17 protein-coding genes and 1 tRNA gene are annotated in these 13,348 nt (G+C 60.6%); 12 read left to right on the forward strand and 6 right to left on the reverse strand.

The features are described 5' to 3' along the window. Positions 1 to 7 precede the first annotated feature (7 nt). The 8 genes from ATH90_RS14195 to ATH90_RS14230 all read left to right on the forward strand — a co-directional run bounded on the left by ATH90_RS14195 (position 8) and on the right by ATH90_RS14230 (position 7,507). The gene (locus tag ATH90_RS14195) at positions 8 to 478 is read left to right on the forward strand and encodes an arsenate reductase ArsC (RefSeq protein ID WP_098466549.1); all 471 of its coding nucleotides are present in this window, start codon (positions 8 to 10) and stop codon (positions 476 to 478) included. An 11-nt stretch (positions 479 to 489) separates the two neighbouring features. Further along, positions 490 to 1,176 carry an arsenical resistance protein ArsH gene (arsH, locus tag ATH90_RS14200; RefSeq protein WP_034105123.1) on the forward strand — a complete coding sequence of 229 codons (687 nt, stop codon included), beginning with the start codon at positions 490 to 492 and terminating at the stop codon, positions 1,174 to 1,176. Positions 1,177 to 1,226: 50 nt separating this feature from the next. Continuing rightward, positions 1,227 to 2,018 (forward strand): AraC family transcriptional regulator, encoded by a 792-nt coding sequence (locus tag ATH90_RS14205; protein ID WP_098466550.1) that lies wholly within the window; start codon positions 1,227 to 1,229, stop codon positions 2,016 to 2,018. A gap of 74 nt (positions 2,019 to 2,092) precedes the next feature. Next, the gene (locus ATH90_RS14210) at positions 2,093 to 2,704 is read left to right on the forward strand and encodes a LysE family transporter (RefSeq protein ID WP_098466551.1); all 612 of its coding nucleotides are present in this window, start codon (positions 2,093 to 2,095) and stop codon (positions 2,702 to 2,704) included. A 318-nt stretch (positions 2,705 to 3,022) separates the two neighbouring features. Next, positions 3,023 to 3,316 carry a hypothetical protein gene (locus ATH90_RS14215; RefSeq protein WP_098466552.1) on the forward strand — a complete coding sequence of 98 codons (294 nt, stop codon included), beginning with the start codon at positions 3,023 to 3,025 and terminating at the stop codon, positions 3,314 to 3,316. A 223-nt stretch (positions 3,317 to 3,539) separates the two neighbouring features. Next, positions 3,540 to 6,254, forward strand: a complete 2,715-nt coding sequence (gene mgtA / locus ATH90_RS14220) for a magnesium-translocating P-type ATPase (protein WP_098466553.1) — start codon at positions 3,540 to 3,542, stop codon at positions 6,252 to 6,254. Between the two features lie 65 nt (positions 6,255 to 6,319). Beyond that, entirely contained in the window at positions 6,320 to 6,667 is a 348-nt protein-coding gene (locus ATH90_RS14225) for a DUF2493 domain-containing protein (RefSeq protein ID WP_034105114.1), read from the forward strand. A gap of 18 nt (positions 6,668 to 6,685) precedes the next feature. Beyond that, positions 6,686 to 7,507, forward strand: a complete 822-nt coding sequence (locus tag ATH90_RS14230; RefSeq protein ID WP_034105113.1) for a hypothetical protein — start codon at positions 6,686 to 6,688, stop codon at positions 7,505 to 7,507. Between the two features lie 77 nt (positions 7,508 to 7,584). Here the strand turns inward: ATH90_RS14230 and ATH90_RS14235 are convergent, their stop codons facing one another. After that, positions 7,585 to 8,274, reverse strand: coding sequence for a tellurite resistance TerB family protein (locus ATH90_RS14235; protein ID WP_098466554.1), 690 nt, complete (start codon positions 8,272 to 8,274; stop codon positions 7,585 to 7,587). Between the two features lie 125 nt (positions 8,275 to 8,399). Here ATH90_RS14235 and ATH90_RS14240 point away from each other — a divergent pair, with 125 nt between their 5' ends. Next, on the forward strand, positions 8,400 to 8,927 hold the full coding sequence (locus ATH90_RS14240) for a DinB family protein (protein ID WP_098466555.1): 528 nt from the start codon (positions 8,400 to 8,402) through the stop codon (positions 8,925 to 8,927). Here the strand turns inward: ATH90_RS14240 and ATH90_RS14245 are convergent. After that, positions 8,899 to 9,372 (reverse strand): GFA family protein, encoded by a 474-nt coding sequence (locus ATH90_RS14245; RefSeq protein ID WP_069023761.1) that lies wholly within the window; start codon positions 9,370 to 9,372, stop codon positions 8,899 to 8,901. The genes ATH90_RS14240 and ATH90_RS14245 overlap by 29 nt on opposite strands. A gap of 197 nt (positions 9,373 to 9,569) precedes the next feature. Between ATH90_RS14245 and ATH90_RS14250 the strand changes: the two genes are divergently transcribed. After that, positions 9,570 to 9,851, forward strand: a complete 282-nt coding sequence (locus ATH90_RS14250) for a hypothetical protein (RefSeq protein ID WP_034105097.1) — start codon at positions 9,570 to 9,572, stop codon at positions 9,849 to 9,851. Positions 9,852 to 9,963: 112 nt separating this feature from the next. On the opposite strand, the gene ATH90_RS14255 is transcribed toward ATH90_RS14250, so the two are convergent. Next, on the reverse strand, positions 9,964 to 10,428 hold the full coding sequence (locus tag ATH90_RS14255) for a hypothetical protein (RefSeq protein WP_098466556.1): 465 nt from the start codon (positions 10,426 to 10,428) through the stop codon (positions 9,964 to 9,966). A gap of 225 nt (positions 10,429 to 10,653) precedes the next feature. Between ATH90_RS14255 and ATH90_RS14260 the strand changes: the two genes are divergently transcribed. Next, positions 10,654 to 10,740: transfer RNA gene (locus tag ATH90_RS14260), tRNA-Leu, on the forward strand. A gap of 165 nt (positions 10,741 to 10,905) precedes the next feature. On the opposite strand, the gene ATH90_RS14265 is transcribed toward ATH90_RS14260, so the two are convergent. Beyond that, positions 10,906 to 11,103: a hypothetical protein gene (locus tag ATH90_RS14265; protein WP_098466557.1), complete on the reverse strand. Its 198-nt coding sequence runs from the start codon at positions 11,101 to 11,103 to the stop codon at positions 10,906 to 10,908. A 281-nt stretch (positions 11,104 to 11,384) separates the two neighbouring features. Between ATH90_RS14265 and ATH90_RS14270 the strand changes: the two genes are divergently transcribed. Continuing rightward, positions 11,385 to 11,990, forward strand: a complete 606-nt coding sequence (locus ATH90_RS14270) for a cysteine hydrolase family protein (RefSeq protein ID WP_098466558.1) — start codon at positions 11,385 to 11,387, stop codon at positions 11,988 to 11,990. A gap of 63 nt (positions 11,991 to 12,053) precedes the next feature. On the opposite strand, the gene ATH90_RS14275 is transcribed toward ATH90_RS14270, so the two are convergent. Beyond that, a complete protein-coding gene (locus ATH90_RS14275) occupies positions 12,054 to 12,644 on the reverse strand; it encodes a hypothetical protein (RefSeq protein ID WP_098466559.1) in 591 nt (196 codons plus the stop codon). After that, on the reverse strand, positions 12,644 to 13,342 hold the full coding sequence (locus ATH90_RS14280) for a hypothetical protein (protein WP_098466560.1): 699 nt from the start codon (positions 13,340 to 13,342) through the stop codon (positions 12,644 to 12,646). Before ATH90_RS14280 ends, ATH90_RS14275 begins: the two co-directional genes overlap by 1 nt. Positions 13,343 to 13,348 lie beyond the last annotated feature (6 nt).

A 13,348-nucleotide genomic window follows, 5' to 3' on the forward strand; every position in this document is an offset into this window, starting at 1 on the left:
TCGCTCCATGAAAGTCCTGTTCATGTGTACCGCCAACAGCTGCCGCAGCATATTGTCCGAAGCGATGTTCAACCACTTGGCGCCAGAAGGTTTCGAGGCCATCAGCTCCGGCAGCTTCCCCAAGGGCCAAGTCCTGCCGCGCAGCCTAAGTACGCTGCAGGCCGCCGGCATCAGCACCGAGGGTTTGTACAGCAAGGGCAACGAGGCCTTTGAGGGCAGCCCGCCAGATGTGGTGATTACCGTGTGCGACAAGGCAGCCGGCGAAGCGTGCCCGGTGTATTTCGGCCCGTCTGTGAAGGCGCACTGGGGGTTGGAAGACCCTTCGGATGTGCAGGGTGACGATGCACGCGTGCAGGCGGCATTCGACGCCACACTGGCGATCATTGCCACGCGTTGCCGGGCGTTTTTCATCCTGCCGTTTGCCGAGCTCAGCCCAACTGAACTCAAGGCAGAACTCGCTCGAATTGCCGAGCTGTAATCGGAGGCCCTATGACCAGCCTGCCCAACCTGGACTTGTCGCTGATCCCATCAAAACCGGACGGCTTGGCCCAACCACCCCGCATCCTGCTGCTCTACGGCTCGACCCGCGAACGCTCCTTCAGCCGCCTGCTGGTAGAAGAAGCCGCACGCCTGTTGCAGCACTTCGGTGCGCAAACGCGCATCTTCAACCCCAGCGGTTTGCCACTGCCCGACGATGCGCCGCGTGACCACCCCAAAGTCCAAGAACTGCTGGAACTGATGCAGTGGTCCGAAGGCCAGGTATGGTGCTCGCCCGAGCGCCACGGTTCGATGTCAGCGGTGTTCAAGGCGCAGCTCGACTGGGTGCCGCTGGCCCTTGGCGCAGTGCGCCCGACTCAAGGTAAAACCTTGGCGGTGATGCAGGTGTCCGGCGGGTCCCAGTCCTTCAATACGGTTAACCAGTTGCGCGTGCTGGGGCGCTGGATGCGCATGTTCACCATCCCCAATCAATCCTCGGTGCCCAAGGCGTTCATGGAGTTCGACGATCAGGACCGCATGAAGCCCTCCGCCTTGTACGACCGCGTGGTCGATGTAATGGAGGAACTGGTGAAGTTCACCCTGCTGCTGCGCGAGCGCCCGGACCTGGTGGACCGCTATTCGGAGCGCAAGGAAAGCGCCGACGAACTCTCGCACCGCGTCAATCAACGGTCGATCTGAGCCCGCCTGCCAGCGTATGCTCGTGCTTGTCTCCTGGCTGAGTTGAATCGATGAGTACCGTGCGACACGCTTGGCTGGGCCACTATGAAATCAGCAGCACCGCCTGCACCGGCCTGACCTTTGCCCGCCATAGTCATGATGAATGCGTGATCGGCGTGAACCTGCTGGGCGAAGAAAAAGTCTGGCTCGACCGTCGGGAGTTCCACGCCGGACCCGGCGCCATCACCTTGTACAACCCCGGCCAGATTCAGGGCGGCGGCGCGGCAGACGGCGCGCCCTGGCATTTTGTGAGCCTGTACGCCACGGCGGATCAATTGGCGACGGACCTTGGCCTGGCGTATCTGGAATTTGACCGTTCATTGTGTTTCCAACCTGATCTTGCCTTGCGCCTGGCGACGGCGATCAAAAGCGCATTGGGCGACGACACGTTGGTTCGCGAACAGACTGAAGAGGCCTTGGTGCTGCTGCTGGCTGCCGTGGTGAAAACCAGCGGTGTACGCCTGCCAGGCAGCACCGGCACCGGCAAACCCCTGGTCAACCGAGCCCAGGAATTACTCGCCGAACACCTGCATCAACCCCTGACGCTGGACCACCTTGGCGCTGAGCTGGGGCTGTCCAAATTCCACCTGCTGCGCGCCTTCCAGAAAGAAACCGGGCTGACGCCCCGTGAGTGGGCCATGCAGTTGCGTACGCGCCGCGCCAAGGGGCTATTGCGCAACGGCATGGCAGCTTCCGACGTCGCTCATCACCTGGGCTTTGCCGATCAAAGCCACCTCAATCGGCACTTTCGCTCCGCCTACGGCATCACGCCGGGTCTCTATCAAAGCGCTGTTAAACGCTGAACAGCGCAATCTGGTCCAAGACACCACCACGGCTCATCCTCACACTGCCTGCCATCTCTTGAAGGAATGTGGGCATGCTGACGATCTTCTTTTACGCATTGGTATTCGGTTTTGTGTTCTGCCTCTCCCCCGGTGCCGTGCTGGCGGAGACCCTGCGCCGTGGCTTGCTGTACGGCTTCACACCGGCCTTGCTGGTGCAGTTCGGTTCACTGGTGGGCGATGCAGTGTGGGCGATAATCGGCCTGACCGGCATCGCTTTGCTGATCCAGCATGACGCCGTGCGCGTGCCGTTGACGGTGGTGTGTGCGTTGTACCTGGCTTGGCTCGGCATTCGCAGCATGATCGACGCCTGGAAGCTACCTGAGTCAGACGATGCCCCCGCCAGCACCCGGCAAAATGCGCTGGCGGTGGGCGCGGCAATCTCCCTGGCCAACCCGAAAAATATTGTCTACTGGGGCGCCCTGGGCAGTGCACTGTCGGGCATCGTCGGCGCCACGCCAAGCCAGGGGCAGACGCTGATGTTCTTTGCCGGGTTCATGCTTGCGTCGGTGCTGTCGTGCTTTCTGATTGCGGCGCTGGTCAACCTCTTGCGCAAGAACGCCTCACCGTTGTGGCAGCGCATCAGTCATGGCGCTTGTGGCGTGGTATTGATCTATCTGGCCGTTCTGGCGGCACAGGGTATATGAAGTTATATACATACTAACTTCCGAGCGCCTCTTGTCTGAATGAACTCTGAACATCGAACACTTTAATTATTCATGCGTTGACATTTTGTAACCATCTGAGTAGATTGCCCGTGCCCGCAACTGGGGCCTTTTTTAAACCTCACAAAAGAAGCCAATGGACACAGTATCTAGTCGCTGTCCGAGCACCGCTTACGCGGGCATCGGGCGCCAAACCCAGAATATGACAGGACTCGCCACCCCGGTCCGGTAAGCTGCGCTAGAGCTCGACGCTCCACCGTAACTGCCTCGCCGGTCGCCTGTCCGGTCCCGAGGTGTGTTATGACCTTGCTAACCCTTGCTTTACCCGATGTACGCACCCTTGCCGCCGCCCTGCGCGCCAAGCTGTGCCGCGAGCCCGTTGGTTTTTCGCCGACCCGCTCGGCCTTTGCTGCACCCTCCCCTCAAGTGCGTCCGGCCCACCCGCTGGTGCACTGGCGTGTCTGCCCTGCTACTGGCCAGCTGGTACAGCAGTGGGATCACGCCGACACTCAAGACCCCCAAAGACCGCAGGTTTCCAGACGGGCCCAGGCCGGCCTGTTGCTCGGTCTTTACCTGAGCACTCGCGCTGCCTGAACCGGCTGGAAACAGCAACTTCCTGACTACTATCCTGGCGTTCTTTATTAATACGTCCAGTGGTAGCCCGCTGTGCGCGTTTTAACTAACGCCCCAGCAGAAGTTATGTAACCCCCTTATTTAAACCGATCGCGAAGTTGGCGACTCGGCATGCTTTCGCTCGCCTGTAGCCAGGTAAGTAACGGGTATGTTTTGTCGAAAATTGGCGACAGGAGTACACACAATGAGCGCCGTAAAAAACCCGCCTCTGCATAAAAAGAATGGCACCGACGCCGACACCAAACTGTCGATGCGTGCCGCCCGCGAAGCCCACAACGGCCTGTCGGCCACCCTGGCGAACGTACGTGCCACCCAGGACGGTTTGACCGAACTGGACGCCTCCGCTCGCCTGCAACGTGAAGGCTACAACGAAGTTGCCCACGATAAGCCGCCGCACGCCATCGTGCAGTTCCTGCACGCACTGAACAACCCGTTCATTTACGTGCTGCTGACTCTGGGCAGCATCAGCTTCTTCACCGATTGCTGGCTGCCGATGCAGGAAGGCGAAGACGCTGACCCAACCAAAGTCATCATCATCATGACCATGGTGCTGCTCAGCAGCCTGCTGCGGTTCTGGCAGGAACACCGTTCGGCCAAATCCGCCGAAGCCCTGAAAGCCATGGTGCGCACCACGGCCACCGTGCTGCGCCGTGAACAAGTGGGCGCCCAACCGTCTCTGCGCGAAGTGCCGATGCGCGAGTTGGTGGCTGGCGACATCGTGCAGCTGTCGGCCGGCGACATGATCCCCGCCGACATCCGCCTGATCGAATCCCGCGACCTGTTCATCAGCCAGGCCGTACTGACCGGCGAAGCCCTGCCGGTGGAGAAGTACGACACCCTTGGCGATGTCACGCAGAAGTCCGCCGGGCCGGTGGCCGCCGACCAGGGCAACCTGCTGGACCTGCCCAACATCTGCTTCATGGGCACCAACGTGGTCAGCGGCCGTGCCAAAGCCGTGGTGGTCGCCACGGGGCCGCGCACTTACTTTGGCTCCCTGGCAAAGGCGATTGTCGGCTCGCGCGTACAAACCGCGTTTGACCGTGGCGTGAACAGTGTCAGCTGGTTGTTGATTCGCTTCATGCTGGTGATGGTGCCGATCGTGTTCTTCCTCAATGGTTTCTCCAAGGGCGACTGGGGCGATGCGTTCCTCTTTGCCCTGGCGGTTGCGGTTGGCCTCACCCCGGAAATGCTGCCGATGATCGTCAGCGCCAACCTGGCCAAGGGCGCCACGGCCATGGCCAAGCGCAAAGTGGTGGTCAAGCGCCTCAACGCGATCCAGAACTTCGGTTCGATGGACGTGCTGTGCACTGACAAGACAGGCACCCTCACCCAGGACAAGATCATCCTTGAGCATCACGTCAACGCCTTCGGCCAGCGCGATGATGCCGTGCTGTCCCTGGCCTGGCTCAACAGCTACCACCAGAGCGGCATGAAGAACCTGATGGATCAGGCGGTGGTGCAATTCTCGGAGCAGAACCCGAAGTTCCAGGTGCCGTTTGCCTACAGCAAGGTCGATGAGCTGCCGTTTGACTTTGTCCGCCGTCGCTTGTCGATCGTGGTCAAGGATGCCGCCGACGACCAACTGCTGGTGTGCAAAGGCGCCGTGGAAGAGATGCTGGGCATTTCCACGCATGTGATGGAATCCGGTAAAGCCGTGCCGCTGGATGAGCGTCGCCGTGAGGAACTGCTGGCGATCGCCAACGACTACAACGAAGACGGCTTCCGTGTACTGGTGGTGGCCACCCGTCACATCCCTAAATCGCTGGCACGCCAGCAGTACACCACTGCCGATGAGCGCAATCTGGTGATCCAGGGCTTCCTGACCTTCCTCGATCCGCCGAAGGAAACCGCTGGCCCGGCGATTGCGGCCCTGCAACAGATCGGTGTGGCCGTCAAAGTACTGACCGGCGACAACGCGGTGGTCACCAGCAAGATCTGCCGCCAGGTCGGTCTCGAGCCAGGCCAGCCGCTGCTGGGTGCCGAAATCGAAGTGATGGACGATGCCACCCTGCTACGCCGCGTGGAAGAACGCACCGTGTTCGCCAAGCTGACACCGCTGCAGAAATCGCGGGTACTCAAGGCGCTGCAAGCCAATGGGCACACCGTGGGCTTCCTCGGTGACGGGATCAACGATGCGCCGGCACTGCGTGATGCAGACGTGGGCATCTCGGTCGACAGCGGTACGGACATTGCCAAGGAATCGGCTGACATCATCCTGCTGGAAAAGAGCCTGATGGTGCTGGAAGAAGGCGTGCTCAAGGGCCGCGAAACGTTCGGCAATATCATGAAGTACCTGAACATGACCGCCAGCTCCAACTTCGGCAACGTGTTCTCGGTGCTGGTGGCGAGTGCATTCATTCCGTTCCTGCCGATGCTGTCGATCCACCTGCTGCTGCAGAACCTGATGTACGACATCTCCCAACTGGCGCTGCCGTGGGACAAGATGGACAAGGAATACCTGGCCAAGCCGCGCAAGTGGGATGCAAAAAACATCGGCCGCTTCATGATCTGGATCGGGCCGACCTCGTCGATCTTCGACATCACCACCTTCGCGCTGATGTGGTACGTGTTCGCCGCCAACAGTGTGGAAATGCAGACGCTGTTCCAGTCCGGCTGGTTTATCGAGGGGCTGCTCTCGCAAACCCTGGTCGTGCACATGCTGCGTACCCGCAAAATCCCATTCTTCCAAAGCACCGCCGCCTGGCCGGTGTTGATGATGACCTGCGTGGTGATCGTGCTGGGGATCTACGTGCCGTTCTCGCCGCTGGGCACCCTGGTGGGCTTGCAACCGCTGCCGATGGCCTACTTCCCATGGCTGGTGGGCACCCTGCTCAGCTACTGCTGCGTGGCCCAACTGATGAAGACGATCTACATCCGCCGCTTCAAGCAGTGGTACTGATCTTCCCCGCCGTTTAAACGGTGGCGGTCGCCCGGCCGCCACCGAGCAATACAAGGAAACACCTTATGCGCGTCTTGATCTGTGCAGGTCGTCATTACGCCGACACCAAAATGTCCCGCCAAGTGCTGGACGCTTACCACCGCCTGCGCCCGGTGCAGGTACTGATCCACGGCGGCAACCAGTTCCTCGGCAGCGACGTCGAGGACTGGGCGCGGGAACTGGGTATCGATGTGGTGCGCTACCCGCCCAACTGGCAACGCCACGGCAAGCAGGCGGAGCGCCACCGCAACCATTTCATGCTGACTGACAGCCGCCCCGACGTGGTCATCGCCCTGCCGGGTGGCGACGACACTTGCGAGCTGGTCTGCCAGGCCAAAGCCAGCGGCATTCCGGTGCTGACCGTAGAGAGCTGAATTCAAGCGAGGTGCATCATGCACAAAAAACACACCCGCGAGCGCCAGGACGGGTTCGCCAAATACCGTGCGCGCCACTATCGAGGCGCACGTCACACCTTACTGCTGCTGCCGGCGGCCAAACGTCGCGCATTGCAGCGCAACCTGATCTTCATCGGCCTGACCCTGGGTATCCTGCTGGTGATTGCCTTGTTGTCGAAGGCCAATGCCGCCGGTGGAGCCTATGCGGTCGACGACGGCGCGATCAATGCGCCAGGCGAATGCAACGTGGACGCCTGGTTTAACGCCAATCGACACCAGGGCAGCACCCATAATGAAACGCTGTCGCCGGCCTGTACGTTCAGCTCGATGCCCTCGGTGCAGTGGGGCGCGGCCCTCTCACGCGCCACTGACGCAGGCCAAGGTCAAACCCAGGTAAACCCGCAGCTCAAGGCCCAGGTGTGGTCGCGACAAGACCTGGGCCTGGAAATGGCCGTGGCGGCCGGCGCGCACTTTGCGCTGGATCGGCGGCACGGGTTTGATGGCGCAGACGTCAATATTCCGCTGACGTGGCAGCCGCTGGAGCCACTGCGCCTGAACCTGAACGCCGGCTGGTCCCATGCCTACAACGATGGCGACCCACAACACCGCCTGACCTGGGGCAGCGGCCTTGAGTACCAGGTGGCGCCCTCGTTGACACTGATCGCCGAGCGTTACGGCCAGGAAGGCGGCGATAAGGCCTGGCAGGCCGGGCCCAGGTTTCATCTGGGTGAGCGTGTCGACGTGGACCTGATTGTCGGGCGCAGCCTGATCGGCGAGCGTGCGCAGTGGCTGACCACGGGAGCCACGTTGCGTTTCTAGGCACCACTGAAGACGGATGTAGGGGCTGGCTTGCCTGCTCACATTTACCCAGGTTCAACTCGACGTTTGCACTTCAGTCAGACCTTGGCCTGTTGTTCCAGGTGCAACTGCAATTGCGGGTCGATCTGCAGTTGCCCCGCCAGGTCATCCAGGTAATTGCGCTCGGCATCCTGCTGATCGTCCACCAGCATCACACTGGCCAGGTAAACCTCTGCCGCCACGGCCGGGTCACTGGCGAACTCGGCGAAGTCCGCAGCATCCAGGGGCTTGGCGACTTCGGCGTCGAGCCACTGTTGCAGTTGGGGGTCGTCGGTATGCCGTCCCAGCTCGGTGGAAATCAACTGCTGCTCTGATTCATCGATGCGGCCGTCGGCTTTGGCGGCAGCGATCAAGGCGCGTAATACTGCATGGCTGTGGGCTTCGGCTGCGGGGCCGTCAAGCTGGTCCACCGTCTGGAAGGCTTGCTGCGGCGCAGTGGCTTGCTGGCGCTGCCAGGCCTGATAAGCCTGGAACGCCGCCATGCCCAGGGAAGCCAGCGCTGCGTAGTTCATCCCGCCAGAGCGTCCCTGGGTCGGACGCGCGCCTGTTGCCCCGCCCAACATACCGCCCAGACCTCCCAGCAGGCCTCCCAGGCCGCCACCGGCTGACGCGTTGCCGGTGCCGTTGCCTTTCAATAAACCGCCAAGCAGCCCACCCAGGCCGCCTGAGGAAGCACTGCCCCCTTGCCCGGCGCGCAAGAGTTGCTCCAGTAAGTCGCTGGTGTTCATGGTGTCACCCTCCCAGGGCGCAGTGTAGGCTTATTACAACCATAGCCCGCCGCTGCTGGAACACCATGACCGCCGAGCGGGCACGGCCTATGATGGCGTCACCGTGCCTTCGAGGGAAAACCGCAGTGAACCGGATTGAGCACATTGTATTGATGGCGAGCTACAACCAGTGGATGAACCGCAAGCTCTACGACGCAGCCAGTACGCTATCGGATGCGGAGTTGCGTATCGACCGCCAGGCGTTTTTCGGCTCGATCCTCGGTACCCTGAACCACCTGGCCCTGGGCGACACGGTCTGGCTCAAGCGTTTTGCCCGGCATCCCGCCGGCTACGCATCACTGGTGCCGTTGAACACCATCGCAACACCTGTTGACCTCAAGCACCTGGCCTTTGCCGATATCCAGGAATTGGCGACCCGTCGCGCCTGGCTGGATCAGCTCATCGTCGACTGGGCCAACACTGTGCAGGAGCCCGAACTGGATCATCGCCTGCACTACACCAACATGCGGGGTGTGGCCGCCGAGAAGAATTTCTTCAGCCTGCTGGTGCATTTCTTCAATCACCAGACTCACCACCGAGGCCAGGCAACCACCTTGCTGGCCCAGGCGGGGTTGGATGTAGGGACTACGGACTTACTGGCGCTGATTGACTGAACGCTGCATACGCCTGCAGCAAGCGCGGAAACGCCTGGGGTTCGGGCAATTGCGCAAAGCTTTCAATCGCCGGCGTGGACGCCCAGGGCAGCTTTTCGCTGGTCCAGGTTTCCATGAATGGCACGTACGCGCCGGCGTTATCCAGCAAGGTTGCGCGTACATTGACGAATTCATCGATGCCATGGGGGCGCGTGAACAGCCAGCTCATGCAATGCGGGCAAAAATAATGGCGGTCCACCCCCTTCAGCCCCCCCACCACCGGGCATCCCTGGGTCACGGTGAAACCGCTGGCCGGGATCAGCGCGCTCAAGGAAAACGCGCTGGAAGACATTTTCTGGCAACCGCTGCAATGGCAGGCCATGGTGATTACCGGGGCTGCACTCACGCTGAAACGCACACGCTCGCAGCGACAGCTGCCCTCATGTGACGGGGTGTCGTCGCTCATCATCGCTTCCTTTTTGTTGATGGGTAGCGTGGCAGGTTAGCGCCCGCGCCCAGTGTTGACCAGGCTGGCAAACAAAACCGAACGCCGCCTCGTCGGTGGGGTCGAAATCCCAGGTGCCGGGATATTTTAGTGCCCCGCCCTCCCCGCGCGCATTGTGTGTCTACCCATGCGCGTACCCCCAAGAAGGAGACGCTTACATGGTCATTCACTTCAAAGTCGCAGGGCATCTGGCCTGTGGTCACCACGGCACCAACCTCCCTTCCAGCACCGAGCTGAACCGAGTCAAATGCCGTACCTGCCGCAACACCGAAGCCTACAAGGACGCGCGCCGTACCCAGCGCAACGCCGCCCGCCGCGCCAACCGCAAAGCCAGGACCCACACGGTCATCGACTGGCGCAGTGCATGGACACAACGCCTCACCGATCTGCCCGGCCTGCAGCGCTTGCCACGCGGTTTCAGCGGCCAACCCTTCGTGTAAGCCACAGATGCAAAAAAGCCCCGCACAACGGGGCTTTTTTTATGTTCACTCAACCCTGGTCGCAACCGCTCTACTCCGGGCCCGATAGCCCGGCGGCGGCGCGTCGGCCAGGTTACTTGACCTTGCTGCTCAAACTGTCAAGGCTGCGCTTGAGATCATCAACACTGCGTTTCAAGCCATCAATATCGCTTTTCTGCCGTTCGATCGTGCTTTTCTGATCCTCGACCGTGCGCTTGAGGCTCGCCACTTGGCTGTCACTCGAACTGGCGCTCGAACCGTCTTTGCGCTTGAGCGCCTCGAATGCCTCGTCCTGCCGTTCCAGCTTGCTCTTCAGGCCTTGCAGCTCGCCATCGCTGCGTTTCTGCGCGGCTTGCAGTTGCTCGATATCGGCAATCGATATGTTCGACGGCTTCAACACATACTGATTACCAGCCTCATAGGAGGCCCCCGCCAACCGGTCACTGCCCGACGCGTTGAAATCCCCCCACCTCGCGGCATTCCCGGCCTGCGCCGTACCCGACAACAGCGCCATGACACCAACCGCCACCCACCAGGAGCGCTTGCGAAGACTGAACATAAACCGATTCCTTTCCAGACTGCCGGGATGGCATATCGCTATGACTGCCTTTCAGGCAGCTTGTTCCCGTCCTGCAGGAATACTCTGGCTCACCTGTCAAAGCAGGTGTAGATCACTGATCTGCCAAGCATTTTCACGCGCGCCTTTATGCAAGAAAGCCGCCTTCCGACCTTGCGTCGAAGCGCCTGGGTCTATATATTCCCAACCCTGCTACACCGCGCTACCGCCCGAATGGCGAAACTGGTAGACGCATGGGACTTAAAATCCCCCGCTCGTAAGGGCGTCCCGGTTCGATTCCGGGTTCGGGCACCATCTTTTGCTCTACTGACGGCCGTCAATGTCCGTAGAGGCCTTTAAAACTCGCCCTCTGGCGAGTTTTTTCGTTTATAGCATTCCTTTTGTTTCCAAGTGATCCCGGCATTTTCAAGGTCAATAGCTGGGGTATTCCCCTGCCAACCCAGAACAACGCCTGGCTGATCAGTTGTCGGGGTGTTCGCTTGCGACTGAATCGGCAGCATCCACATCCGACATATCTTCTTCGAGCGGTGCGTCGTCGTCCGGCGGCACTGGGATAGCGTCCTCATCGCGCCGTGGGTCGTGCCCAGTTTCGTTATCGGTGCCACGGGTGACATCCTGCTGTGACATATTCCCTGGGGCGTTCTTGTTGATTTCCATGCTGGCTCTCCGGTCGTACGCTCGGGATATCCGCGCTTATGAATGAGAGACGGCACGGCATCCAGAGTGCCGGGCAATAGACGAATGGCGCCCATAAGCTGCCATGCGCCGGGCGAGGCCCCTGTTCACCCGGCCGGACGAGTCGGCCCAAAGGGTTGACCCCGCAATGGTTTTTCAGGGCGACGGCGCCGGCACGCGCCAACGCGCTCACCGTGGCGTTGAAAGTTTCCTACGCTTGACACTCGAACGCAGTGATTGAACCCACTTATCGGAGACTCACCATGAATCCCCACACCACCGCCCTTGTACTGATCGAATTCCAGAACGACTTCACCACGCCCGGTGGCGTGTTCCATGACGCCGTCAAAGACGTCATGCACACCTGCGACATGCTGGCCAACACCGCGACCACGGTGCAACAAGCGCGCAAGCTGGGGGTAAAGATCATCCACCTGCCGATCCAGTTCGCCGACGGTTATCCGGAACTGACGATGCGCCACTACGGCATTCTCAAGGGCGTTGCCGACGGCGGCGCCTTCCGTGCCGGCAGCTGGGGGGCCGAAATCACCGACGCGGTGACGCGTGAAGCCGGCGATATCCTCGTGGAAGGCAAGCGCGGGCTGGATGGCTTTGCCACTACCGGCCTGGACCTTGTGCTGCGCAACAATGGCATCCAGAACCTGGTGGTAGCCGGGTTCCTGACCAACTGCTGCGTCGAAGGCACAGTGCGATCAGGGTATGAGAAAGGTTACAACGTGGTGACGTTGACCGACTGCACGGCGACGTTCACCGATGAACAACAGAAGGCGGCCGAGAACTTCACGCTGCCCATGTTTTCGCAGACGCTGCGGCATACCGAGTTTCTTGGGGCATTGAGCGCCAAGTAACCTATAAAAAAGGGGCGACTGATCACTCAGTCGCCCCTTTTTTGCTAGACCCTCGATGATGGCTTAGCCGTTCAACGTCAGGCCCGGATAGGCCCGCACCGGCACTTTGTGTCGCTGCGGTTGCTGACGGCCCAGTTGTATCTGGACCTGCGCGACGGCCTCCAGCACGCGTTGCGCCCATTGCTGGTCTTCCGGGTCTACCACCACGACACGGAAGCCGTGATCGAAGCCTTCAAGTTGTACGCCTTCGGAGTCGTCGACATGCAAGTCGATGTCGAACGCCGGCGGGAATTTCGACGGAGTGCTCGACAGCCCGCGTTCGCTAAGGGCCTGGTTGTGCCGTACGCTGTTGACCACGCCATCGACGTGGATGCCGTACAGCAACAACCAACGGCGAATATAAGCCGGGGTGCGACCGGAAGAGGTATAGACCCACACGCTGCAACCCTGGCGACGCAGTTCACGGGTGAGGGAGCGGGTGCCGCTGCGCAGCGGCTCACCCAGCCAACGGTGCACACACGCCGGCAAACGGCTGTGTTCGGTAGCGCTGTGGTGGAGCTGGCACGCCAGCGTGTCATCGATATCGAATGAAATACGGATGCGCTGACGCTTGAACACACGCGTAATAGTGTCGAGCACTGGAAACCTTCCCATCAATGGCCCCCCTGGTAGGCGGGCGCCGGTGCGTCGTTCAGGAAAAACTCCATGGGATCAGGGGCCTTATCTTCCAGGAACGCTGCATATTTTTTCTTGATCTTGGGCAATTCATACAATGCCATTACGCCATGCTTGGCGGAATTACGGATCACCGAGGACGGGTTGAAATAACCCTCGGCGTTGTCCAGCGTCAGTACGAACGGCGCCAGCCCCTCGCGCATCAGCAGGTAACTGACGATCAGCGAACCACTGCGGTTATTGCCTTCAATGAACAACTGCGGCTTGCTGAGGACGCGCACATAGACACCGGCTGCGCGCTTCCACACTGATTCACTGTGGTGCTTGCAGTACCAGTTGTACAAATCCTTGATGCCGCCCTCGACATTGTTGAAAAAGTGCACTTCGGTCGCAGCCAGGTGCTGGGCGTATTCTTGCCTGCGCATCGGGTCTGTGCCGCAGAGCACCGTGGCATTGATCTCCAGCATCAGGTTCAACTGCTGAAGGTCGAACAAGTCGACACCGCGCGCCACATAGTCGTCAATCAAGGCATAGCCTTCAAGCACATTCTGCAGCACTTCGTCCGTCAACGGGTCGCGTGGCTCGGTAAAGTCCCGGCTGAGCTGGGCAAAACGGCCCTGCACCTCACGCAGTGCGCGTTCGATCGCGAGCAAATCAAGACGACGTATTGCAGTCATTGGCAA

Source organism: Pseudomonas lurida (genome assembly GCF_002563895.1).
GTDB classification, from domain to species: Bacteria; Pseudomonadota; Gammaproteobacteria; order Pseudomonadales; family Pseudomonadaceae; genus Aquipseudomonas; species Aquipseudomonas lurida.